The 23,280-nt window shown below is 68.5% G+C and carries 18 protein-coding genes; 9 read left to right on the forward strand and 9 right to left on the reverse strand.

Translation table 11 applies throughout. The features are described from left to right. Positions 1-183: 183 nt before the first annotated feature. Together AC5WS7_RS07485 and AC5WS7_RS07490 are read left to right on the forward strand one after the other, a co-directional pair. Complete coding sequence (locus AC5WS7_RS07485) at positions 184-1,647, forward strand: SDR family NAD(P)-dependent oxidoreductase (protein WP_495953570.1); 1,464 nt, start codon at positions 184-186, stop codon at positions 1,645-1,647. 301 nt (positions 1,648-1,948) lie between these two features. Further along, entirely contained in the window at positions 1,949-2,329 is a 381-nt protein-coding gene (locus AC5WS7_RS07490) for a DUF2784 domain-containing protein (protein WP_495953571.1), read from the forward strand. On the opposite strand, the gene AC5WS7_RS07495 is transcribed toward AC5WS7_RS07490, so the two are convergent. Together AC5WS7_RS07495 and AC5WS7_RS07500 are read right to left on the reverse strand one after the other, a co-directional pair. Further along, on the reverse strand, positions 2,310-3,059 hold the full coding sequence (locus AC5WS7_RS07495; protein ID WP_495953572.1) for a thioesterase II family protein: 750 nt from the start codon (positions 3,057-3,059) through the stop codon (positions 2,310-2,312). The two genes, AC5WS7_RS07490 and AC5WS7_RS07495, sit on opposite strands and share 20 nt — an antisense overlap. Positions 3,060-3,102: 43 nt before the next feature. Next, positions 3,103-3,684, reverse strand: a complete 582-nt coding sequence (locus AC5WS7_RS07500; RefSeq protein WP_495953573.1) for a TetR/AcrR family transcriptional regulator — start codon at positions 3,682-3,684, stop codon at positions 3,103-3,105. A 102-nt stretch (positions 3,685-3,786) separates the two neighbouring features. On the opposite strand from AC5WS7_RS07500, the gene AC5WS7_RS07505 reads away from it, so the two are divergent. From AC5WS7_RS07505 to AC5WS7_RS07515, 3 genes are all read left to right on the forward strand, one after another. Beyond that, on the forward strand, positions 3,787-4,998 hold the full coding sequence (locus AC5WS7_RS07505) for an FAD-dependent monooxygenase (RefSeq protein ID WP_495953574.1): 1,212 nt from the start codon (positions 3,787-3,789) through the stop codon (positions 4,996-4,998). Between the two features lie 101 nt (positions 4,999-5,099). Beyond that, positions 5,100-6,137, forward strand: a complete 1,038-nt coding sequence (locus AC5WS7_RS07510) for a nucleoside hydrolase (RefSeq protein WP_495953575.1) — start codon at positions 5,100-5,102, stop codon at positions 6,135-6,137. Between the two features lie 24 nt (positions 6,138-6,161). Beyond that, on the forward strand, positions 6,162-7,061 hold the full coding sequence (locus AC5WS7_RS07515) for an amidohydrolase family protein (protein WP_495953576.1): 900 nt from the start codon (positions 6,162-6,164) through the stop codon (positions 7,059-7,061). A 124-nt stretch (positions 7,062-7,185) separates the two neighbouring features. Here the strand turns inward: AC5WS7_RS07515 and meaB are convergent, their stop codons facing one another. The 3 genes from meaB to AC5WS7_RS07530 form a co-directional block, all read right to left on the reverse strand. Beyond that, positions 7,186-8,217 carry a methylmalonyl Co-A mutase-associated GTPase MeaB gene (meaB, locus tag AC5WS7_RS07520; protein WP_495953778.1) on the reverse strand — a complete coding sequence of 344 codons (1,032 nt, stop codon included), beginning with the start codon at positions 8,215-8,217 and terminating at the stop codon, positions 7,186-7,188. A gap of 218 nt (positions 8,218-8,435) precedes the next feature. After that, positions 8,436-10,691 (reverse strand): methylmalonyl-CoA mutase, encoded by a 2,256-nt coding sequence (gene scpA / locus AC5WS7_RS07525; protein WP_495953577.1) that lies wholly within the window; start codon positions 10,689-10,691, stop codon positions 8,436-8,438. Positions 10,692-10,694: 3 nt separating this feature from the next. Then, positions 10,695-12,554 (reverse strand): methylmalonyl-CoA mutase family protein, encoded by a 1,860-nt coding sequence (locus tag AC5WS7_RS07530; RefSeq protein WP_495953578.1) that lies wholly within the window; start codon positions 12,552-12,554, stop codon positions 10,695-10,697. 221 nt (positions 12,555-12,775) lie between these two features. Between AC5WS7_RS07530 and AC5WS7_RS07535 the strand changes: the two genes are divergently transcribed. From AC5WS7_RS07535 to AC5WS7_RS07550, 4 genes are all read left to right on the forward strand, one after another. Continuing rightward, positions 12,776-13,483 (forward strand): TVP38/TMEM64 family protein, encoded by a 708-nt coding sequence (locus AC5WS7_RS07535; RefSeq protein ID WP_495953579.1) that lies wholly within the window; start codon positions 12,776-12,778, stop codon positions 13,481-13,483. A 114-nt stretch (positions 13,484-13,597) separates the two neighbouring features. Beyond that, the gene (locus AC5WS7_RS07540) at positions 13,598-14,434 is read left to right on the forward strand and encodes an SAM-dependent methyltransferase (protein WP_495953580.1); all 837 of its coding nucleotides are present in this window, start codon (positions 13,598-13,600) and stop codon (positions 14,432-14,434) included. Between the two features lie 47 nt (positions 14,435-14,481). Then, complete coding sequence (locus tag AC5WS7_RS07545; protein ID WP_495953581.1) at positions 14,482-15,393, forward strand: serine/threonine-protein kinase; 912 nt, start codon at positions 14,482-14,484, stop codon at positions 15,391-15,393. Between the two features lie 745 nt (positions 15,394-16,138). Then, positions 16,139-16,852 (forward strand): saccharopine dehydrogenase family protein, encoded by a 714-nt coding sequence (locus tag AC5WS7_RS07550; RefSeq protein ID WP_495953582.1) that lies wholly within the window; start codon positions 16,139-16,141, stop codon positions 16,850-16,852. A gap of 114 nt (positions 16,853-16,966) precedes the next feature. On the opposite strand, the gene AC5WS7_RS07555 is transcribed toward AC5WS7_RS07550, so the two are convergent. The 4 genes from AC5WS7_RS07555 to AC5WS7_RS07570 all read right to left on the reverse strand — a co-directional run bounded on the left by AC5WS7_RS07555 (position 16,967) and on the right by AC5WS7_RS07570 (position 23,246). Then, complete coding sequence (locus AC5WS7_RS07555; RefSeq protein ID WP_495953583.1) at positions 16,967-17,296, reverse strand: transglycosylase family protein; 330 nt, start codon at positions 17,294-17,296, stop codon at positions 16,967-16,969. Positions 17,297-17,638: 342 nt separating this feature from the next. Then, the gene (locus tag AC5WS7_RS07560; RefSeq protein ID WP_495953584.1) at positions 17,639-19,567 is read right to left on the reverse strand and encodes a tetratricopeptide repeat protein; all 1,929 of its coding nucleotides are present in this window, start codon (positions 19,565-19,567) and stop codon (positions 17,639-17,641) included. After that, positions 19,564-21,855 carry a hypothetical protein gene (locus AC5WS7_RS07565; RefSeq protein ID WP_495953585.1) on the reverse strand — a complete coding sequence of 764 codons (2,292 nt, stop codon included), beginning with the start codon at positions 21,853-21,855 and terminating at the stop codon, positions 19,564-19,566. Before AC5WS7_RS07565 ends, AC5WS7_RS07560 begins: the two co-directional genes overlap by 4 nt. Beyond that, positions 21,852-23,246, reverse strand: coding sequence for an ABC transporter substrate-binding protein (locus tag AC5WS7_RS07570; protein WP_495953586.1), 1,395 nt, complete (start codon positions 23,244-23,246; stop codon positions 21,852-21,854). The genes AC5WS7_RS07565 and AC5WS7_RS07570 overlap by 4 nt, the downstream gene beginning before the upstream one ends. Positions 23,247-23,280: the final 34 nt, after the last annotated feature.

Consider the following 23,280-nt stretch of genomic DNA (forward strand, 5'->3'; position numbering starts at 1 on the left):
CTGCCGGACGCACGTTCGGGCCGGCATCCCGCCGACCTCGGGCACCAGCGTGAACCACTGTTGGCGTTATGTCAACAAACCGGCGCCCATCCGGTACGGCGGCCGTGTGCGGGTGCACACCTGCGCTGATGCGACAATGATCCGGCCCGAGACCGAACGCACGAAGGAACCACCCGCACCGCGATGGCCGATCACGACCCGACGACCGATACCGCCGCGCCGCAGGCCGCCATCGATCCCGAGGAACTCGCCATCTGCCTGCGAGTTCTCGACCAGGTGGGCGATCTGGACAAGGAACACCCCGATTCGCTGCGCGTGCAACGCGCGGTCGGGCACATGTTCAAGATGCTCAAGCGCCGCCGCCGCATCGCCGCCAGGAACGCCGTCGCGGCGAACGACCGCGCCATCGTGCACGCCACCGCCACCGGCTCGCTCCACCGGATCGACGACGAGACCGCCGGAATCCCGTTGACCTCCACCGCTTCCGGGGCCTCGGCCGGAACGCTGCTCAAACCGCGCCCCTGCTACATCTGCAAACAGCGCTACACCCGGGTGGACGCCTTCTACCACCAGCTGTGCCCGGACTGCGCCGCCCGGAGCCACGCCAAACGCGATGCGCGCACCGATCTGCGCGGCCGTCGCGCTCTGCTCACCGGCGGGCGCGCCAAGATCGGCATGTACATCGCGCTGCGCCTGCTGCGCGACGGCGCGCACACCACCATCACCACCCGCTTCCCCAACGACGCCATCCGCAGGTTCAAGGCCCAGCCCGACAGCGCCGACTGGATTCACCGGCTGCGGGTGATCGGCATCGACCTGCGCGATCCGGCCCAGGTCGTCGCGCTCACCGAGGATGTCGCCGCGCAGGGTCCACTGGACATCCTGATCAACAACGCCGCGCAGACCGTCCGCCGCTCGGCCGGCGCGTACGGCGCCCTGGTCGAGGCCGAGAGCGATCCGCTGCCCGCCGGCGCGCTCCCCGACACCGTCACCTTCGGCAAGACCATGCAGGCGCATCCCAACGCGCTGACCGCCGCACTGGCCCCCGCGCTCACCGCCACCGAGGTGACCGAGTTGGCGCTCGTCGCGGGATCGGCGACACCCGAACGGATTTCGCGCGGTCTGGCCATCGACGCCGGGGGCCTGGTGCCCGATCTCGCGCACACCAACAGCTGGGTGCAGACCGTGGCGGAGGTCGATGCCACCGAATTGCTCGAGGTGCAGCTCTGCAATTCCGTCGCGCCGTTCATCCTGATCTCCCGGCTGCGTCCGGCGATGGCCGCCGCCGCGGCGCGACGCAAATACGTCGTGAACGTCTCCGCGATGGAGGGCGTCTTCGGCCGTGGCTACAAGGGCCCCGGCCATCCGCACACCAATATGGCCAAGGCCGCGCTGAATATGCTCACCCGCACCAGCGCCGCGGAGATGCTCGAGGCCGACGGCATCCTGATGACCGCCGTCGACACCGGCTGGATCACCGACGAACGCCCGCACTACACCAAGATTCGCTTGGCCGAGGAGGGCTTCCACGCCCCGCTGGACCTGGTCGACGGCGCCGCGCGGGTCTACGACCCGATCGTGCGCGGCGAGAACGGCGAAGATCTGCACGGCTGCTTCCTCAAGGACTTCGAACCGTTCAACTGGTGACCGCTTCGCTTTGTTGCGGAGCGTCCCGGGTTGGTTCTGTTCGATACATCGAACAGACATGTATAGATGCGCATATTCCAGTATGGATATTCCAGAAAACTGGAATCCGTACCGTCATGCACCAGAAATTCAGCGGAAGCCGGACTGCCGCACGGTGATTCACCGCACTGGCGAGATCCGGACGCAAACCGAGCACCTCGTTTTACGAACGGCTGCACCGGGCAGTACGACCGCGGAAGCGAACGCATCAATACGATCACACGCAGCGGGAGGGACCGTGACCCACGCCTACTCTGGATACATGATGTACCGTCTGCTGGCCGACGCCACCGCGGTGGTGCACTTCCTGTTCGTCGCCTATGTCGTGGTCGGCGGCTACCTCGCCTGGCAGTGGCGGTGGACGATCTGGACCCATCTGGCCGCGTTCGGGTGGGGGTTCAGCACGGTGTTGTTCCATTTGTCCTGCCCGCTGACTCATTTGGAGAACTGGGCGCGCGCACACATCGGCGAGGGTTCGCTACCGCCGAGCGGATTCATCGATCACTACATCACCGGCGTGTTGTATCCGCGGGGCGCACTGGATCTCGTGCGCGTGCTGGTCGTGATCGCCGTCACGATCTCCTGGGCGGGATATGTCTGGCTACCCCGCCACCACCGCGCGCTCAAGCCGAGCGTTCGTTGACGAATTCCGCTACGGCGGAGACCTTTTCGTCGAGATAGAAATGCCGGCCCGGAAAGGTGGCCAGCTCGAATCCGCCGGTGGTGTGCCGCTTCCACTCCCCTGCCTGTTCGGCTGTCACCGTCGGGTCCGCATCGCCGAGCAGCGCCGAGATATCGCACCGCAGTGCCGGCCCCGGCTCGTACCGATACGTTTCGACAGCCTGGTAATCGGCACGGACCGCGGGCAACACCAACTCGGCCAGGCTCGGCTCCGAACGCAGCATCGCCACGGAGGCAGGATCATTGGCCAGCCGTTCCAGCTCCGCGATCACCTCGTCGTCCGAGGCCCGGTGTATCGCACCGGCATAGGGCGCGTCCGGTGCGATCCGGCCCGAGACGAACAGCCGGAGCACCTGCTGCCCAGCGCTTTCCAGTCGGCGCGCGGTTTCGAAGGCCACCGTCGCGCCCATACTGTGCCCGAACAGCGCCAGCCGCGGCGCGCCGACGGCCAGTTCCGGAAGGATCCGGTCCGCGAGCACCCGCAGATCGGTGATCAGCGGTTCGCCGAGACGATCCTGACGGCCGGGATACTGCACCGCGAAAACCGCTGTGTCGGGGCGTAATTGCTGCGCCAAGGCGCGATAGGCGCCGGCCGAGCCGCCGCCGGGCGGGAAGCACACCAGCACCGTGCGCGCCTGGGGCGCCGCCCGCAATTCACGTAACCAGTCACCCGCGACAATCCGTCCCGCCACGAACCCGCCTCTCCGCTCGACTCGGCCATCCGTCCGGCAGAGACTACTCGGCGGCTCGTCCCCGCAGTGCCGACAGTGCCACCTCGAGGTCGGCACCGAGCAGCATCTCCCCCTCCGGCCCGAGCAGCGTCAGCATCGCGATGCCCTGGAACAGCACGAAATACAGCTTCGCGACCGCTCGCGCCTGCTTGCCGGACAGATCCGGATAGACCTCGCGCAGCAGTGTCGCGAGTTCGGTGTACGCCTCGGCCGTCGCCTCGGCGAGAAACGTCTGGGAGTCGGCCGAGCGGGCGATCCGCATACCGTTCTCCAGGCTCAGCAGCAACTGCTCGCGGTGCCGGAATGCCACGTCGACCAGGCCGTCCACGGTGGCCGCGAACGATTCGGGCAGCGAGCGCCCCTGTCCCGCATCGCGAATCGCCGCATCCATGCCGTCGCCGATCTCGCTGCCGACGGAGATGGTGATGGCCTCGGAGATCAACCGATCCTTCGAGCCGAAGTGATAGCCGATCGCCGCCAGGCTGACCCCGGCGGCTCCGGCGATGTCCCGCGCGGTGACCTTGGCGAGCCCGCGTTCCAGGATCACCTTCTTCGCCGCTGCCAGCAGATCCTCTCGATTACCCATATCCCCAGGTTACAACGTCTCAGACATTTGTACTAGACAGATGTGCCAATCGTGTGGCACATTTGTCTCAGACGTTCGATCTACACGACAGGAATGAACATCATGGGCACCACCCACACCCCGCGCATCCTCGTCTCCGGCGGCGGCATCGCCGGCAATGCCGTTGCGCTGCAACTGCTTCGAGCCGGAATCGGCGTCACCATCGTCGAGCGGGCCGCTTCTCCCCGGCCCGGCGGGCAGGCCGTCGACCTGCGCGGCCCCAGTCGAGCGGCCGCCGAGCGGATGGGCCTCATGCCCGGCATCGGCAAGTATCAGCTCCGAGAACTCGGCATGTCCTACGTCGACCCGCAGGGACGCACCTACGCGAACATGTCGATGGAGTTCTTCGACGGCAAGGGCCCGGTGGCCGAGATCGAGATCACCCGCGGCGACCTCAATCAGGTACTGCTGGACGAGCTCGCCGGAGCCGGCGGGGATCTGGACTACCGGTACGGCGACTGGATCACCGCGCTGGACCAGGACGGTTCCGGCGCCGAGGTGACCTTCGCCTCCGGCCGCAGCGAACGCTTCGACCTCGTCATCGGCGCGGACGGCGTGCACTCGGCCACCCGCCGGCTCGCCTTCGGGCCCGAGGAGCGGTTCAGCACCTATCTGGGCGGCTACATGTCCTTCTTCACGATCCCGACACCGCCGGACGTGCGGCCCGGCTGGTTCACCATGCAGCTGATTCCGGGCGCCGCGGTGGGCCTGCGGCCCGATGGCGATCCCGACACCGCCAAGGCCATCCTCACCCTGCTCACCGATCGCGATCCCGCCCTGCGCGGCGACCTCGATGCCCAACATCGGCTCATTCATCGGCATCTGGCCGGTGACGGCTGGCACGCGCCCGCCATTCTGGCCGGCATGGCCACCGCCGAGGACTTCTACTTCGACGAGCTGGCCCGCATCGATATGCCCACGCTCAACGCCGGACGCGTCACCCTGCTCGGCGACGCCGGATACTGCGGCTCCCCGATGACGGGCATGGGCACCGCCATGGCGATCGTGGGCGCGTACGTGCTCGCGGGCGAGATCGCCGCCACGCCCGACGATCTGCCCGGCGCGCTGGGCCGATACGAGCGGACGGTGACCCCGTTCCTGGACGAGGCAAAGCAGCTGCCGGGCGGCGGCATCGATATGATGTTGTCGCACAGCCGATTCGGCACCGCCATGCGGCGGACCGCGAATCGGGTGATGATGTCGCGGATGATGCGGCCGGTGATGATGAAGATGTTCTTCGGCAAGACCGAGGACTACGAATTGCCGATGTACTGACCGATTGCCGCGAGCAGGCGGATCCCGGACCGGGGTCCGCCCGATGCGGCGGAAGCTCACCCCTGGCAACCACGCCGTGCCGCACCGATAGGATTGCCCCGGTGCGGCAGAAGATCATCATGGACGTCGACACCGGCATCGACGATTCCCTCGGACTGCTCTATGTGCTCGCCAGCCCGGAGGCCGAACTCCTGGGCATCGCCTCGACGGCCGGCAACGTTCCCGCCCCGCAGGTGGCCACGAACAATCTGGCATTGCTGGAACTGTGCCGGGCGCCCGATATCGAGGTGACACTCGGTGCCGACACCCCCCTGACGATCCCGCTGCGCACCACCGAGGACACGCACGGCCCGCAGGGCGTCGGCTATGTCGAATTCCCGCTTCCGCCGCGACGGCTCTCGACCCGGTCCGCCACGCAGATGTGGGTGGACCTGGTGCGCGAGCATCCCGGGGAGATCATCGGGCTGTGCACCGGACCGCTGACCAATCTCGCGCTCGCGTTGCGGATCGAGCCGCGATTGCCGCGACTGCTCGGCCGGCTGGTGGTGATGGGCGGCGCGTTCAACCATCCGGGCAACACCACACCCACCAACGAGTGGAATGTGCACGTGGACCCGGAGGCGTGGCAGGAGGTCTTCGCCGCCTTCTCCGCCGCGCCGCCCGACCGGCGGCCGCTGGTCTGCGGCCTGGACATCACCGAAACCATCGAAATGTTCCCGGAACATCTCAACCGGCTGGCCGATCGCGCGGAAAGCATTCCAGCGCAAGAGATCTCCGAAACCGATACGCCGGGAACGCGATCGAAGGCGAGTAACCCCATCGTCCGGTTCCTGACCGACGCGGTGCGGTTCTATTTCGAATTCCACCGCCACTGCGGCCAGGGCTATCTCGCGCATATGCACGATCCGTTCGCCGCGGCGGTGGCACTGGACCCCGGCCTGGCCCGCACCCGCGCGGCCACGGTCGACGTCGAACTGAGTGGCACGATCACCCGGGGATCCACCGTGGCCGACTGGGCCGGGATATGGGGGCGAAAACCCAATGCGGACATCGTCGTCGGCACCGATCCCGCGGTCTTCTTCGACCGTTTGATCGAACGGGTCGGAGATTTCGCCCGCACGGTGTATCCGGCCCGCTGATCGAGAAGTTGTGGAGTTCCGAGCATGACCACCGACGAGGACCTGAACTACATCCACGACTTCCGGCATCGGCTCGGCCTGCCCGGAATCATCGATGTGCATACGCATTTCATGCCCGAGCCGGTGCTGCGCAAGGTGTGGGCGTACTTCGATTCGGCCGGCCCGCTCACCGGGCGGCCGTGGCCGATCGCCTACCGCGACGAGGAACAGGTCCGGTTGAAGACGTTGCGGGAGTTCGGTGTTCGCGCGTTCACCGCGCTGGTCTATCCGCACAAGCCGCAGATGGCGGCATGGCTCAACGGCTGGTCCGCCGATTTCGCCGCTCGCACCCCGGACTGTCTGCACACCGCGACGTTCTTCCCCGAACCGGCTGCGGGCCGGTATGTCACCGAGGCAGTCGAATCCGGGGCGCGAATCTTCAAGGTGCACATCCAGGTCGGTGATTTCTCCCCCGTCGATCCGCTGCTCACGCCGGTGTGGGAGGTACTGTCCGCGGCCCGGATTCCGGTCCTCATCCACTGCGGGTCCGGGCCCGCGCCGGGCAGGTTCACCGGTCCGGGGCCGATCGCCGAGCTGCTGCGGCGTTTCCCGGATTTGCGGCTGATCATCGCGCACATGGGCGCGCCCGACTACACCGATTTCCTCGATATCGCCGAGCGGTATCCGCGGATTCATCTGGACACCACGATGAACTTCACCGACTTCTTCGACTCGCAGGACCCCTTCCCCGAGCACGAACGCACCCGCTTGCTCGCGCTGGGTGACCGCATCCTGTTCGGCAGCGATTTCCCGAACATCCCGTACCCCTACGCACACGCGCTCTACGCGTTGGACCGCCTCGACCTCGGCGACGCCTGGCTGCGCGGCGCGTGCTACGAAAATGCCGCCGAGCTTTTCGGGCTGAAGCCACCGGAGCCGAGCTAGTTCATCCTGCTCTCCCCGGCTCGACTGTCGGCACCGCGGCAGCGGCGTTCGACGATGCCCGGCATTGCCACAGCCGCCCTCGCGGCCCCGCTCGAGCTCCAACGCTCTTCGGGCTGAACGGATTTCAGCCGTCGAAAGCGCGCAGGATCTGCTCGGCGGCCAGTGCCGGGGTGAGCGAGCCGTCGCGGACGCGATCCTCGACGTCGGCGCGGATGGCCTTCACCTCCGGGCTGTCGGCGAGGCGGCGCATGAGCTGGTCGCGGACCATGGTCCAAGTCCAATCGACCTGCTGGCGGCGGCGTTTCTCGGCGAACTCGCCTGCCTCGGTGAGGGTCTGCCGATGTTTCAGGACCGTATCCCAGAACGTGTCCAGGCCGGTGCCGTTGAGTCCGCTCATGGTGAGAACGGGTGGGCGCCAAAGGGATTCGCGCGGATGGATGAGGCGCATCGCGCCCTGCAGCTCGCGGGCGGCGGATTTCGCCTCGACCTCGTGCTTGCCGTCGGCCTTGTTGACCGCGACCAGATCGGCCAGTTCCAGGACGCCTTTCTTGATGCCCTGCAACTGATCTCCGGTGCGAGCCAGGGTCAGGAAGCAGAACACGTCGACCATGTTCGCGACGGTCACCTCCGACTGTCCCACCCCGACGGTCTCCACCAGCACCACATCGTATCCGGCGGCCTCGAGCAGCACGATCGTCTCCCGGGTGGCCTTGGCCACGCCGCCGAGAGTGCCCGCGGTGGGCGAGGGCCGGATGAACGCGTCCCGCTGTGTCGACAGCCGCGCCATGCGGGTCTTGTCGCCGAGGATCGACCCGCCCGTGCGAGTCGAGGAAGGATCGACCGCCAGCACCGCCACCCGATGGCCCTGCCCGATCAGGTACATGCCCAGCGCGTCGATGAACGTCGACTTGCCCACGCCCGGTACGCCCGTGATGCCGACGCGATTCGATCCGACCGCCCCCTCGGAGCCCACCTGCAGCAGCAGTTGCTGCGCCAGCTCGCGGTGGTCGGTGCGGGTCGACTCGACGAGCGTGATCGACCGGGCCAGAGCACTGCGTTCCCCGCGCCGGAGCCCCTCGGCCAGTTGATCGACATCGATCGCGCGACGTCGCGTGCCGCCCGATCCCGCGCCCGCTCGGCCTCCGGCGCTGACCACACCCGAGGTCGAGGTCAGCCGCGGGTGCCCGGCGGGAACCCAGTCCTGACGCGGACATTGTTCGGCGGCAAGCGATTCGGCGCTGCCGGAAGCGGCCTGCTCGCCCGGCGAGCCCGGCGGCTCGCCGTTCGACGGCGCGGCTGCGGATGCGGCCGAACGACGGTGGTCCGTGGTCGATGCGACGGACTCGGGACCACCGTCGCTCCCGGCGGGCTCGTTCATTCGCCCGCGCCGGTGCCGATCTCGTGGCCGAGTCCGGCGGCCAGCTTGCGGAGCAGATCGACCGCGGCGTCGGCGATGACGGTGCCGGGCGCGAAGATCGCGGCCGCGCCCGCGGCGTACAGCTCGTCGAAATCACCCGGCGGGATGACTCCGCCGACCACCACCATGATGTCGGGACGACCGACATCGGCCAGCGCCTGCCGCAGGGCCGGCACCAGCGTGAGGTGACCGGCGGCGAGCGAGGACACCCCGACGACGTGCACATCGTTGTCCGCGGCCTGCTGCGCCACCTCCTCGGGGGTCTGGAACAGCGGGCCCACATCGACGTCCATGCCCAGATCGGCGAAGGCCGTGGCGATCACCTTCTGACCGCGGTCGTGCCCGTCCTGTCCCATCTTGCAGACCAGGATGCGGGGGCGGCGGCCCTCGGCGGCGGCGAATTCCTCCACCAGCGCCATGGCCCGGCTGATATTGGTCACCTTCCCGGCCTCCTCGCGATAAACGCCCGAGAGCGTGCGGATCTCGGCCTGATGGCGTCCGTACACCTTCTCCAGCGCATCGGAGATCTCCCCTACGGTCGCCTTCGCGCGCGCCGCGTCGATCGCCAACGCCAGCAGGTTGTTGTCCATACCGCCCTCGGAAGAGGCGGCGGCCCTGGTCAATTCGGCCAGCGCACGTTCCACCTCGGCCGGATCGCGTTCGGCGCGCAGGCGGCGCAGCTTCTCGTTCTGCTCGGCGCGCACGCGGGAGTTCTCGACCTTGAGCACCTCGATCGGGGTGTCCTCGTCGACCTGGTACTTGTTCACCCCGATCACCGGCTGCTGGCCGGTGTCGATGCGCGCCTGCGTGCGCGCGGCGGCCTCCTCGATGCGCAGCTTCGGGATGCCCTCCGAAATCGCCTGTGCCATACCGCCGTGCGCCTGCACCTCGGCGATATGGGCGCGGGCCCGCTCGGCGAGCTGATGGGTCAGCCACTCCACGTAGTAGGACCCGCCCCACGGATCGATCGGGCGCGTGGTGCCCGACTCCTGCTGGATCAGCAGCTGGGTGTTGCGGGCGATCCGGGCGGAGAAGTCGGTCGGCAGCGCCAGCGCCTCGTCCAGGGCGTTGGTGTGCAGCGACTGGGTGTGCCCCTGGGTCGCGGCCATCGCCTCCACACAGGTGCGCGCGACGTTGTTGAACACGTCCTGCGCGGTCAGCGACCACCCCGATGTCTGCGAATGTGTGCGCAGCGAAAGGGATTTCGCGTTCTTCGGTTCGAACTGCGCGACCAGTTCGCTCCACAGCAGCCGGCCCGCACGCAGCTTGGCGACCTCCATGAAGAAGTTCATCCCGATGGCCCAGAAGAACGACAGCCGGGGCGCGAACTGGTCGATCTCCATCCCGGCCGCGATGCCGGCCTCGAGGTACTCCACGCCGTCGGCGAGGGTGTACGCCAATTCCAGATCGGCGGTCGCCCCGGCCTCCTGGATGTGGTACCCGGAGATCGAGATGGAGTTGAACTTCGGCATCTTCGCGCTGGTGTAGGCGAAGATGTCGGAGATGATCCGCATCGAGGGCTTGGGCGGATAGATGTAGGTGTTGCGGACCATGAACTCCTTCAGAATGTCGTTCTGAATGGTTCCGGCCAGTTGTTCGGGCTTGACGCCCTGCTCCTCGGCGGCCACGACGTACAACGCCAGAATCGGCAGTACCGCGCCGTTCATCGTCATCGACACCGAGACCTGATCCAGCGGGATGTGGTCGAACAGCTCGCGCATGTCCAGGATCGAGTCGATCGCGACACCGGCCATGCCGACGTCACCGGTGACGCGCGGGTGGTCCGAGTCGTAGCCGCGGTGCGTGGCCAGGTCGAAGGCGACCGACAGCCCCTTCTGACCGGCGGCCAGGTTGCGGCGGTAGAACGCATTGGAGTCCGCCGCGGTGGAGAAGCCCGCGTACTGGCGGATGGTCCACGGCTGATTCACGTACATCGTCGGGTACGGGCCGCGCACGAACGGCGCGACACCGGGCACGCTGTCCAGCGGATACCCTTGCGCCACAATGCTGTCGCGGTCCGCGCGGGTGAAAACCGGCGGCACGTCGATACCCTCGGGCGTGGACCACACCAGCTCCTCGGGGGTGTGCCGATTGGCTTCGGCCGACGCGCGCACGAATTCGCGCACCCGCTCCTGGTCGACCTGCGCCGAGCCCGGCTCGCCGCCGGTCAGCGGCACCTCGGCGAAACTGCCGATCACGTTGTTCTCACTCATCTTTCAGGCTCCCAGCTTCTCCAGCAGGCCGGACAGCGCCTCGACCGCATCCATCCGGGCGGTGAGGAATCCGTCCGGGCGCTGCGCCTGCGGCAGTTCGGCCACGGCCTTCTCCGGTCCCGCCAGCAGCACCGTGGCCACCCCGGCCTCACGCAACTGCCGCACGGCGGTTTCCGCCTCGCTGCCGTAGCGCGCGTCGGTACCGCACAGGACAGCGATCTTCGCGCCCGATTCGGTTGCGGCGGCACCGATTCCGGACAATTCCAGGGCGCCCGGATTACTCGTCTCGATACCGCCGGAGGCGAGCACGTTGGCGGTGAAGCTGACCCGGACGTTGTGTTCGGCCACCGGCCCCAGCGGGATCAGCACCGCCCTGGGGCGCTCGCCGTGCGCGGCGAGATACGCGTCCGAACGGTTGCGCAGCGCCTCGAACGCCGCGCCGTAGCGCGCCACCGACGCGGGCTCCCGCGCGGCCTCGGACAGCGGCGTCTCGGCCAGATTCGGGAATTCGTTGACGCCGGTGACCGACGTCTCGCGATGTGCCACATCGCGATCGCGCTGTGCGCGGGTCGCCGCGACGCGCTCGGCCAACAGGCCCGAGTCCAGTGCGGCCAGGTATCCGCCCGCGGCCTCGAGTTCCTGCATGAACTCCCACGCCTTGGCGGCCAGCGCATCGGTGAGGCTCTCCACGTACCACGATCCCGCGCCGGGGTCCTGGACGTGGCCCAGATGCGATTCCTCCAGCAGCAACAGCTGGGTGTTGCGAGCCATGCGCCGCGAGAAGGCCTGGGACACTTCGAGTTCCCCGGCCGGAAGCGCCGAGTCGAAGGGCAGCACCGTCACCTGATCGGCCCCGCCGACACCCGCGCCGAACGCGGCCAGGGTGGTGCGCAGCATGTTCACCCACGGATCACGCTGGGTCATCATCGGGGCCGAGGTCACCGCCCACTGCGGGGCGTTACCGGCTTCGGGCGCGCCGAGCTGCTCGGCGACCCGGGCCCACAGCCGGCGCGCCGCGCGGAACTTGGCGATCGTGCCGAACTGGTCGTCGGTGGCGGCGAACCGGAACACCAGCTGTCCGAGCGCGTCGGCGACCGCGACGCCCGCACCGGTCAGTGCCCGCAGGTACTCGAGACCCGCGGCGACGGCCGCACCGAGCTCCTGCGCGTCCGACGCTCCCTCGTTGTGCACGGCCACACCGCACACGGTCAGCGCGCGGATCGTCTCGGGCCGTGCGACGGCCTGCTGGGCCAGCGTCACCGCCGTCTCCAGATCGGTGTGCGCGGTGCCGTTGAACAGGCTGGTCAGCGGGCTCGCACCCAGCGAAACCCGGATATCGGCGCGCTCAGCGGCCTCGTAGCCGTCGAGGACCGCGAACAACTGCTCGGCCGCGGCACTCGCCTCCGCGCCCGCGTCCAGTGTCAGCGGAGCGAGTTCGAACAGCAACCCGCGCACGGCGCGCGGCAGATCGGCGACCGGAACGCCACGTTCCCCGACGCCCAGCCACACCGCGCCGACGCCGTTCTCCAGCGCACCCAGGATCTCCTCGTTGACCGCGGCGGCGTCCGAACCGTCGAAACGGGCGGTCACATACCAGCCGCGCTGAACGTCGCGGGTCGCGTCGTTCCCGCGCACGAACGGGAATTCACCGGGCAGCGGCGACTCGGGCAGCTCGTCGCGCCTGGTGTAGAGCGGGGCGATGGTCAGGCCGTCGTAGGTGGTCACGTCCAGCAGGTGCTCCGGCTCGTCGCCGAGTTCGGCGGCCTCCACCTTGCGCGCCTTGGCCAGCACCCCGGCCACACCCTTGCGCCACGCGGCGTAACCGGGAACCGGTTCCGCGCCGGGATCCGAACCAATCGGCATCGCTGCTGTACCTCTTCCACTCGAGTCCGATACTTCTACCTGTACCGGACAGCGGGATGGGCAACCAACTCTTCGCATCACCTTCGCACACCCCTGTGTGCCTCGTTCGCAGCAGTACACCCGGGTCTTCGCCGCATCCGGACGCGCCCGACCGGAGACGTTCGCCCGCCGTTCAACCGGCCGTCCGGAGCGCTCGGCGGCCCTGCCGGTACTCTGGCTCGGTGCTGAGCAGACTCCGCAATCCGCGCGTCATCGCGCTGTTGGTGCTCTGCGGCGCGCTGGTCGCGGTGGCCCTGCTGGCGCCGCATCCCGCACCGCAGCAGATCCGGGACTGGGCGCGTTCGGTCGGGCCGCTGTTCCCGATCGTGTTCTTCCTCGTGCACTCGATCGTGACGGTCGCGCCGTTTCCGCGCACGGTGTTCACGCTCAGCGCGGGGCTGTTGTTCGGGCCGGTGCTGGGTGTGGGCATCGCGGCCGGGGCGACGACCATCAGCGCCGTGCTCGCTCTGCTGCTGGTCCGTGCACTGGACCGCGAGCAGGTCGCCACGCGACTCGACCATCCGGCCGTGCGCGCGGTCGATCGCCGGTTGGCCCGGCGCGGCTGGCTGGCCGTCGGATCGCTGCGGTTGATCGCACCGGTGCCGTTCTCGGTGATCAACTACTGCGCCGGACTGTCCTCGGTGCGCATGCCGCCGTACCTGCTTGCCACGGTGGTCGGCATCCTGCCCGGCACGGTCGGCGTGGTGGTGCTGGGTGATGCGCTGACCGGCCGCACGGATCCGGCGCTGCTGGTGCTGTCCGGGGTCTGCGTCACCATCGGCGTCATCGGGCTTCTCGTCGACGCCCGCTGGGGCGCAAGCCAATTCGCCGATCCGGTCGAGCCTGCCGAGCTCGGCGAGACCTCGGTCGCACAACCCGCCGAGGCCTGACTCCGCCGTACCGGCCGAGCCTCGAACCGGAGCCCGCATTTCACCGAACCCCGCCCGTGCGGCCGCCGACCGGGCATACTCTTGCGTCGCGAACACGAGACCGAGAGGGACAGCATGCCCGACGGCGACACCGATGGCCGCCTACCGACCACGATCGACACCACCGTCGCGCACGAGGCGCGCGTCTACGATTACTGGCTCGGCGGCGTGGACAACTACCCCGCCGACCGCGAACTCGGTAACGCGATCGCCGCGCACATCCCCGGCGTCCGCAGTATGGCGCGGGCCAACCGGGTGTTCCTGGGCCGCAGCGTTCGCTATGCGATCACCGAACTGGGCATCACCCAATTCCTCGACATCGGCACCGGCCTGCCCACCGCACGCAACACCCATCAGGTGGCGCAGGAGGTGGATCCGGCCGCGCGAATCGTCTACGTGGACAAGGATCCGCTCGTTCTGGCACACGGCCGCGCGCTGATGAAGGGCTCGCCCGAGGGCCGGACCGCGTTCATCCACGCCGATCTGCGTGATCCGGAATCGATTCTGCGCGATCCGAGATCGACCGGCACACTCGATCCGGAACGCCCGGTCGCGATCATGTTGATCTCGGTGCTGATGTACTTCCGCGACTCGGACGGTCCGCACGATATCGTCGCCCGCCTGCTCGACAGTGTCCCGCCGGGCAGTTCCCTGGCCATCAGTCATTTCACCGGCGATTTCAACTTCGCCGGCGCCGGCCAGGCCGCGCGGGCCGGTGAACGCGGCGGACTCACGCTCGTGACGCGAAACCGTACCGAGGTCGAAAGACTCTTCGCCGGAACGGATCTCGTGCCGCCGGGGGTCACCACGCTGGAGGACTGGCATCCCGAACTCGGCGAGGACCTGCCGCACGACACCGAACCGCACGTGGGTCCCGCCTGGGCCTGGGCCGGCATGGGGCGCAAACCCTGAGCGATCGTCACCGAGAAATCGGACACCGGCGGTTCTAGGCTGTGTCCGTGTTGTTCAGCGCAGGAGACCGGTTCGCGGGGTTCGTCATTCGGATGCCGCTGGGCCTCGGCGGCAGCAGTGAGGTGTATCTGGCCGACGACGGGCAGGGGCCGGTCGCGCTGAAGATCATGAATACCGCCGCGAGCCGTTCGAGTGCCGCCCGAGCGCGATTCGTGCACGAATTCGAGATCGCGGTGAAACTGCACCATCCGAATATCGTGCAGATGTTCGCGCACGGTGAATTCGACGGGCGCCTGTGGTCCTCACACGAATACATCGACGGCACCGCTGCCCGCGGGCCCGCGCCGCGCACTGATCCGGACCCGGCGCTGGCGGTAGCGATCCTCACCGCCATCGCCCACGCGCTGGACTACTCGCACGTCCAGGGGGTGCTGCATCTGGACGTCAAACCGGCGAACATGCTACTGAGCCGAATCGAGCCGGAGACCGCGGCCGAGGCCAGGGCATTGGCCGAGAGCGGTGCGTTCGCACCGGATCCGGACACGGTCGCGCGGGTGAAATTATCCGATTTCGGCACCGCCCGCCGGATCGATGGTTCCGGTCCGCGACTGACGCCGGAGGGCTACGTGGTCGGCTCACTCCCCTATGCCGCACCGGAATTGCTGTGCGGCGGAACCCTGCTACCCGCGACCGATCAGTACGCACTGGCCTGTTCGGCCGCCGAATTGCTCACCGGGCAGCCGCCATTCCCGCTGACGAACCCTTTCCGGCTGGCGGATGCGCACATGCATGCCGCGCCGCCGGATATCTCCCGCCGCCGCCGATGGATTCCCACGGCAGTCGGATCGATTCTGCGCAAATGTCTGGCGAAGGACCCCGCCCGGCGGTACGGGAACTGCGCCGAGCCGATTCGCATGATCGCGCGCGCCTTACGCGATATCGATCCGACCGACTACTGAACGACCGGCGTCGCGCGAGGCGAGACCGCCTCGCGCCGATGCCGCGCCGATCCGACCGCGAGACGATAAGAGAGCGTAGTTCTATGCCGACGCGAGTCCGCAGGCCCGGTCGTCCACGCCGAGGATTTCGGCGCCGTACACATCCTCGGCGAGCGGGCCGGCTTCCGCTCGATCCGCACCCACGGCGTCGGCGGCGTCCCGCTGCGCTACCGTCTCGCCACCACCACACCGGCCGGAACCGCAACGGCCACAATAGAATTCCATCCCACCGGCCGAATCCATCCGGCAGATCACCTGACCTCGGTGGAGTTGCCGAGGGCGATACATCCGATCCATGCGAGCGAGCCCGGCATCGTGCACCGCGACCTCGCCATCAGCCATCTGGCATCGGATGAGCGGCTGCCCCGATGAGAGGCCGGCGCGACCGGGGAAACCGGCTGCCCTCCCCTGCCGGTTCACGCAGCCGCACAGCGAACATCCGATAACGAGTAGAAGGGCCGGGCATCACCACAATGCCGAAAATCGTGTTGTTCGGAGCCACCGGGTACACCGGGCGCCTGACCGCCGAAGTCCTGACCGCACGCGACGCTTCGCCACGGCCGTCCCGCATTGGACGCGGCGATCTCCGCCGGAGCCCACTACATCGACTCCACCGGCGAGGGGCCATTCATCCGCAGCGTGTTCGAGCGCCACCCAGGCCCGCGCGGCCGGGTCCGCGCTGCTGACCGCGTTCGGGTTCGACTACGTGCCGGGCAACCTGGCCGCCGCGCTGGCCTTGCGTGCCGCACCCACCGCCACTCGCGCCGATATCGGTTATTTCATGGACCACCCCGGCACCAGCGGAGGCACCCGCGCCTCCATGGCCGGGATGCTGTTCGAACCCGGTTTCGCGTTACGTGACGGCCGCATCGTCACCGAGGTGTCCGGTGCGCATCTGCGGTCCTTCGACGTCGCCGGATCCGAACGCACGGGTGTGTCGATCCCCGGTTCGGAACATTTCGCACTGACTCGTTCGCACCCGCACCTGCGCCGGGTCGATGTCTTCCTGGGTCTGCCGCTGCTCGCTGCTCACGGGCTGCGGGCCGGATCACAGCTCGCCGCGGTCGCGGCGAAGTCGGCTGCGTTGAAACAAGTGCTCGACGGCGTGCTGGCCCGGCTCGTCGAAGGCTCCACCGGTGGGCCCGGGGCCGGTTCTCGTGGCCGCACCCGGGGCTGGGCAGTCGCCGAGGCTCGCGACGACGCCGGGAAAACCCTGGCGAGCGTCATTCTGGAGGGCGGCGATCCCTACGATTTCACCGCGGCGATGCTGGCCTGGGCAGCCGATACGGCGCTGAGCGGCGGCTTGCTCGGCACCGGCGCCTTGGGCCCGGTCGACGCCTTCGGTCTCGACGCGTTGCGGGCTGCCGCCCTCGATGCCGCCTGGACGCGCCGCACAACTGCCCCCGCGACCGATTCGTAGCGCGCGAGCACCTCGGCGAGCCACCGCGCTACCCCCGGAAACGACCACGGCCCCGCTCTCCGGAGCTACCGGACGGCGGGGCCGTGGTGAAACGATCGAGCCCGAGCGCGCGACTTACAGGTTGGCGCCGCACACCGGCCAGGCGCCGGGGCCCTGGCTGGCGAGCACGTTCTCCGCGACGCGGATCTGCTCGGCGCGGCTGGCGTTGGCCGGGTTGCCACTGCCGCCGTTGGCGTTCCAGGTGCTCTGGGTGAACTGCAGGCCGCCGTAGAATCCGTTACCGGTGTTGGCACTCCAGTTACCGCTGGCCTCGCACTGCGCGACGGCGTCCCAGTTGTGGCCGCCCTGTGCGGAAGCGGTCGCGGTCAGGCCGAACGGGACGGCGATGAGGGCGCCGGCAACGGCGGTGATTCCGAGAGTGCTGATCTTGCGGTTGCGAAGCATATGGTTTTTCCCAGCCCGCGCCCAACCGCCACGACGCTCCTACCGCGTCAGGCCTCGTCCCCGGAGATGTCGGGTACGAACTCGAATCACGGGACGAGGTTTCCGGTGTTCGGCGATTCGAGTCCCAGCTCGTTTTCCGAGCCGCCAGCGACGGTAACGAAGAATTCGCGGCAGATCACGTACAGATAACGAGTTGGTACCGTCAACATAAACATGAGATTCGAACCGATTTCCGCGGGCTGACATCGGAAAGGTAACGAATTACGCAAATGTCGTTCATGAATCGTTACGTGTTCGAGATCACAACAAAAATGTGATCCAGATCTCAGAAATTTCTTGCGATCAGGGCTCGCGCAAGGGCGGTCCGGCGTCCTCGGGTGCCGGCAGCGGCCAGCACTCGACGGCGTCGAGCAGCAGGTCATCGCGCGACCCCAGCTCCGGATCCCGGCTCGATGCGTCCATTAACCGGGCATGCACCTTCTCCAGCGCCGGTTCGGCGGGCAATTGCGCAGTTCCGGGGCCGATATCGGGGTCGGCGGCGATGGCCGCGCGCATACGCACGGCCTCGGCCAGCCAGCCACCGGCCTGCCGCAGCACCTTGTGCCGACTCGGGTCCCCGGCTACCAGCAGCCCGCCGTATTCGGGGAACTCCACCATCGCCGTGCCCAGGTGCTGCAGGCAGCGCGCGGTTCCGAGGTCGTGATTCAGCTCCCGGAAACGGCTCAACGCTCGCTGCCAGTCGTGCAGGGCGCGCCGGGGTTCGCCGCGAATCCAGCGCAGCACGCCCAGGGTTTCGTAGACGTGCGCCAACCCGGCCGGATCGCGATCGCCGCCGGCCAGCGTCTGCGCGACCGCCAGGCAGTTGCGCGCGGCCTCGAGCCTGCCCTCGTGCAAACGGATGATGGCCAGGTCGACCAGCAGGCACACCGAACCGGCCGCGTCGCGGGCGGGCAGTCGCCGCCAAGCCCGCTCGAGCCGTTCCCCCGCCCGTTTCCGGGTCTCGGGGTTCCAGCGCCGGGCCAGGAACATCCACGCCTCGCGCTCGTCCCGGCGCGCCATCAGCGGAGCCTTGTAGCGATGCAGCCACGTCACCGACGAATCGATCCGCAGCTTCGGTTCGCCGGCCGCATCGGGCTTCCGATCGGCACCGGGTGCCCCGCCGGTGTCGGTGGCACTGTCCGGTCCGGCCAGCCGGATCTGCGTCAACTCGTATTCCACCGGCTGCTCGTCGCCGTTGATCAGATTCGAGATACTTTGCGCCACACCGTCTTTGGCCGCGCTCCAGCCGTTGCGCGCATACCAGTGGTCCAGGGCGTCGGCGATCCGGAGCAGTTCCGGAACGGCCGCGTCGACCGCGGCGCGCTTGTGCGGATCCGTCTTCATCCGCGCACAGCGGACGATCAGATCGACGAGCTGATCGGACTCCTGCGCGAACCACCGCTGGGCTCCCGCACCCAGCCTGCGCGTGTCCAGTGCCGCCGACCACCGCGTCGCCCGGTCCGCGTGGTGATGGATCAGTGCCGGTAGCGCGGCATCCCATTCGGGCCGTTCCTCGATCCGGGCGCCGTCGTCGCGCCCTCGTCCGAGCCATGCGCCGGCCCGCGTCCACCGCACCAGCGTTCGCCGCACCGCGACCCGGTCGTGCGCGATCCGCACCAGTACTCCGGCCTCGCTCAACCGGTCGATCTCCACCGTCGCCGAGGCGGGATGCGGTTCCTCGTCGACCGGCAGGCGGCGATCGGCGGTCAGGATCGCCGAAACCATGTCGTACAGCGCGACGGCCTCGTACCGCTCGAACGGCAGCGCGTCCAGCACCTGCAGCACCGCCGATTGCCGCCACAGCGCCCGGCTTGCGATCTGACTCGGAAACCGCTCAAGGACAGTGCTTTTCGCCGCGCCATCCGAGGCGGACGGCCACGGTGGCACGTGCGGACCGGGCGCGATCAGATCGGCGGTGAGCCGCATTTCCCTTCGTACGCGGAGCCGCTCCCGCATCGTGGCCAGTCGCCGCAGGATCAGGTACGCCGCCGCGACCAGCACCACGAGAATGGCGATCCGGCTGAGCCACGACGACGCCGACGCCAGCGTCGGACTTTGCCCGACTCGATTCTCCAAGAGTTTGCTGATCAACTCCAGGAGTAACGATGTACTCAGTACCGACGCGGTGCGCAGAAATCCTTGCCACAGCGAGGATTTCTCGACGATCTGTACCGGAGATTCGACCGCGAATTCGTCCGGGCCGAGGTCGGCGGCGTCGGTTGCCGAGGTCATCGCAACGCTCCTCCGGTCAGTCCCGGCACCAGGAATCGCCGCCAGGTCGCCAGGAGCAGTACGACCGGCGGCACCGCGGACAGCAGTGCTCCGGCCGCCAGATGTGCTGTGCTCTCGTGGAATTGGCGAGCGTCACTCCACAACAGCAACGACCAAGGGCTCGCGTCCGCGCCGCGCACCTGCAATCCGATGAAGAAATCGTTCCACACCTGCACCAGTTGCAGAACCGCCACCGCGACGAGAGCCGGTCCGGCACTGTGCAATACGCTGCGCACCATGATCGATGTGCTCGCCGGTTCCCGGCGGGTGTCCGACAGCGGGCCGTCCGCCGGAGCCAGGAGCGCGCCGCGCAGGATCATGATCGCGATCGGCAACCCGATCGCCGCATGCATCAGGATCAGCGGAATCGAGGTCCCGGCCAGGTCGAACCGGTTGATGATCGCCCGGATGGGCCCGAGATAGATCTGCGCGGGCAGGACCGCGAAGACCACCAGGACAGTCATCAGCACCCGGGAGGGCACCTTGTCCGGGGGCAATGTCGCCGCGTAGTAGGCCGGCGGCAGGGCCGCGCTCACGGTCAGGAAGGTGGCCACCACCGCGACCACTCCGGTATCCATCAGGCCGCGCCAGAGTTCGGCGTCGCTCCAGATCGACTTCGGCCCGATCAACGCGGGCCCGTCGAATCCCGCCCAGGTCATCACGAACAACACCGCCAACGGACCCAGTGCCGCCAACAGCGCCACCCCGATTCGCACACACAGACGGCCGGCTCGCACCAGTGCCACCAGTAGCCGTTCGGCCGAGCCCGCGCCGAGTGGCGGAACTGCCCGCGCCGCAGGCTGTTTCACAGTACTCGAACGACGCTGCCCGGGCGCGGCCGAAACCCTTTGAGCGGCAGTGTCTTCCACCCCGGATGAGCGGTCGTCAGGCGGCTGCCGGACGAGGAGTTGCCGAGCACCCCCGCCGATCGCGCCCCGCAGCGCGGTACAGCCGGCCTCGATCGGGCCCGCCACGGCCCGGGCGCGGCGCAGTAGCCACGCCTCGTGCGCGGCCAATCGCGGTGCGGCCCCGGTGTGATCGGGGACGGGAACGCGCAGCCGAACCGGCACCGCGACCACCCCGGGTCCGGGCCACCGCGCGTGATGCCGCCGGATGCCGACCTGCAGAAACCATGCGACCACCCCGACCACGAGCGCGAGCGGCAGCGAGAATGCCGCCGCGGCAACATGATCGGCCGCCGTGTCGGAGGGCAGATGCCACCAGTGCACGGTCACGCTGTCCAGCGTGTACTGCTGCGGTCCGGGCACGCCCACCAGAATGATGTCGAAGACACGCGCCGCGGCCACGGTGACGACCAGCCCGACGATCATGATGACCGGGTTCAACATCACCACGAGCCGCCAGTACCGTCGCACCCCGGTCCTGCGCTCCAGATACGCGCGGCGAACCGGATCGGCTTCGATGCTCGCGGCCGCGGCCCGCAACAGCACGAACAGCGCGCCGAACCAGATCCACGCGAAGGCCGCGCCCAGCATCAACGCGTACAGGAACGCCTGGAAGCCCACGTTCGTCACCGGATCGACGATCGGCTCGAAGATCAACCGCCAGGCCAGACCCGCGACGAACGCCGACACCCCGAACGGCACGATCAGCGGCCACCACGGCCACCAGGTGCGGCGCAGCAACCACGCCATCCACACCGTGAGCACCAGCAGTCCGAAGGTGGCCACCACCCACAGCAGCGTCATCCAGTACGCCGCACTCCCCTCGGTGGCCACGATCGCCGCGATCACGCCCGCCCCGGCCACCGCGACCGGCACTAACGCGGCCCAGTACCAACGGCCCGGCCACCGTCGCCCGCCCCACCACCAGACCGCGATCAGCACCGCGCCCGCCCCGGCGACCTCGGACCAACCCCAGAACCCCTTCGACCCGAAATGGATACCCGCCCACCCGGCAGCGACCAGCCAAACCAGCCACACGCACAGCTCCGGCCACCGCGGAGCCCATCTCCGCGTGGACGGACTCGCCGACCTCCGCCAGGTCCACACCGCGCAGACCACCGCGGCGCAGCACACCGCGACGAAGCGGTATCGAGGCGAGAACACCACCACCGCCACCGACCACGCCGTGGGCAACAGCACGAGCATCCCGAGCGCCAGAGCCGGCACCTGCACCACGACAGCGACGATGCCGCGCAGATACCACCCGCCGATCAGCCGCCCCGACAGGCGGCGGGGCGCGAGCTCCATCGTCAGGCCATTGGCCTTGATCCGGTCGACGGTCATTCCCACGTCCGTTCGAGATCTCCGATGGCGCGATCGGTCGCCGGAGCGACGGCCTGTTCGCCCCGATCGCCGACGTCGATCAGAAAACGGGTCAATATGCGCCACAACCCGTCTCGACGTCCGCGCGGCCCGACCAGATCCGCGAAGTCGAACACGTCCCACCCGCCCATCCGATCCGCGACACCGTTGAACAGTCCGGTGTACGAGGCGGGTTTCGCGGCATTCACATTCGGCGGCACGAAACCGCCGTACTTCGTGATCCACGGCTGGGAAGCGGCCGCCCCCGCGAGCGCCACGACCAATCTGTCGGCCAGGGGGGAGGCGGCCGCGGTGATGACCATGACATCGCCGCCGCCGATGTTCGGCGGGTGGTCGCCCCACGCCTGATACCCCGGGAACCCGATGACTCCCACGCTGCACTCGCGACGGCCCGTGCGCCGCAGACAGTCCCGCACGATCGGTTCGGCGTAATCGGGTGCCACCACCATGGCCGCGCGCCGATGCTGGAAAACGTCACGGACCGCGTCGGGAAACTGCCGCCGCAGCGGCTCGGCCACACCGCCCGCGAATGCCCCTGGCACACACCAGATCTTGCCGAGCATCGTGAGCGCGGCCCGCACGTGGTGATGGTTCCAGCTCGGCGACGGCAACCCGGATTTTCGTGGCGGCCAACAGTTTCCCGCGCCCTCGTCCGGTGCGGACAACGCCTCGTATGCGCGCGGCGCGACCGCGCGCAGCACATTCGCGAAATGGTAGGCCAGCACCCAGCCGTCCGCCGCGCCGAGCGCGAACAGGTGCCGGCCACTGTGCGCCCACTGTTCGATATACGCGGTCCAGTCGGTCAGCGACCAGCGCTCGGGCCCGTCGGTGTCGGTGGCGGAACAGGCCCGCGGGTCATATCCCGGAAAGGCCGAGCGGTCGAACCACACCAGCGACATGTTCGCCGCCTTGAACGGGACGCCGTAGAGCCGGGGCTGGTGACCGCAATCGGCGTGCCACAACAGGTTGTACCAGGACTCGGAATAGGCCGTATGCCCGTCCGGCTTCCAGACCGCCGCCGCGTCGAGGTCGGACAGCGGCCGCAATCCGGTGCGGGACGCGCTCTGAATCGCGCCCGGATCCGGCAGCATGACGATATCCGGCGCATCGCGCCCGGTCGCACTCAATGCGGTATTGATGTCATCACCGAGCGGTACCAGGTCCACCCGCCCGGTGAACTTGCCCGCCGCGGCCAGCCCGTTCAGTACGGCCCGAAAGGCCGTGAGTTCATTTCCGCTCCAGGACACCGCGATTCGCACCGAACCGGAGTCGCCACCCAGGACCTCCGGCGCGCACGCCGCCGCCAGCGGCAGGACGAGTCCGCCCCGCAGAATCGCTCGTCGTGCGATCATCCCCCGGATACCGCTTTCCTCGCAGTACGCGAAC

The organism is Nocardia sp. PLKS1-43 (assembly GCF_059510335.1).

Bases quoted from the DNA above. Each gene is read 5' to 3' on its own strand.
- AC5WS7_RS07565 (WP_495953585.1), bottom strand. From the start codon at position 21,855: ATGACCGTCGACCGGATCAAGGCCAATGGCCTGACGATGGAGCTCGCG.
- AC5WS7_RS07530 (WP_495953578.1), bottom strand. From the start codon at position 12,554: ATGCCGATTGGTTCGGATCCCGGCGCGGAACCGGTTCCCGGTTACGCC.
- AC5WS7_RS07490 (WP_495953571.1), top strand. From the start codon at position 1,949: ATGATGTACCGTCTGCTGGCCGACGCCACCGCGGTGGTGCACTTCCTG.
- AC5WS7_RS07540 (WP_495953580.1), top strand. From the start codon at position 13,598: ATGCCCGACGGCGACACCGATGGCCGCCTACCGACCACGATCGACACC.
- AC5WS7_RS07515 (WP_495953576.1), top strand. From the start codon at position 6,162: ATGACCACCGACGAGGACCTGAACTACATCCACGACTTCCGGCATCGG.
- AC5WS7_RS07560 (WP_495953584.1), bottom strand. From the start codon at position 19,567: ATGACCTCGGCAACCGACGCCGCCGACCTCGGCCCGGACGAATTCGCG.
- AC5WS7_RS07555 (WP_495953583.1), bottom strand. From the start codon at position 17,296: ATGCTTCGCAACCGCAAGATCAGCACTCTCGGAATCACCGCCGTTGCC.
- AC5WS7_RS07570 (WP_495953586.1), bottom strand. From the start codon at position 23,246: ATGATCGCACGACGAGCGATTCTGCGGGGCGGACTCGTCCTGCCGCTG.
- AC5WS7_RS07500 (WP_495953573.1), bottom strand. From the start codon at position 3,684: ATGGGTAATCGAGAGGATCTGCTGGCAGCGGCGAAGAAGGTGATCCTG.
- AC5WS7_RS07505 (WP_495953574.1), top strand. From the start codon at position 3,787: ATGGGCACCACCCACACCCCGCGCATCCTCGTCTCCGGCGGCGGCATC.
- AC5WS7_RS07485 (WP_495953570.1), top strand. From the start codon at position 184: ATGGCCGATCACGACCCGACGACCGATACCGCCGCGCCGCAGGCCGCC.
- scpA (WP_495953577.1), bottom strand. From the start codon at position 10,691: ATGAGTGAGAACAACGTGATCGGCAGTTTCGCCGAGGTGCCGCTGACC.